Source organism: Virgibacillus sp. 7505 (assembly GCF_002272135.1).
Classification (GTDB): Bacteria; Bacillota; Bacilli; order Bacillales; family Amphibacillaceae; genus Terribacillus.
Genome location: NZ_NPBF01000319.1, coordinates 1 through 234, shown reverse-complemented (window position 1 = coordinate 234; position 234 = coordinate 1). Strand labels below are relative to the sequence as shown.

The following is a 234-nucleotide window of genomic DNA, read 5'->3' as shown; positions in this document are numbered from 1 at the left end:
TCCTTGTTCCATGGAAAACTGTGTCACGAGCATACTTTTAATTCGAGAGCGAATCGCCCCTGCCCAGGTAGTACCAGGAATAACCGCCTTATGATCGACTTTGAGTTGTTCGTAATCGGGCTGCTCTGCTTGTAATTGTTCATCTCCCGAAACACACTTAAGTTTACTATACGTACGGATCATAAGCGTCTGATCAAGAAGAAGAGGTACACGCAGACTTGATTCCTCTTGGGG

General features: G+C 45.7%; 1 protein-coding gene. It reads right to left on the bottom strand.

Annotated elements, in window-relative coordinates; all coding sequences use genetic code 11:
* The coding region (locus CHH91_RS21010) for a hypothetical protein (protein ID WP_217973786.1) at positions 1–234 on the bottom strand (234 nt) is incomplete at both ends.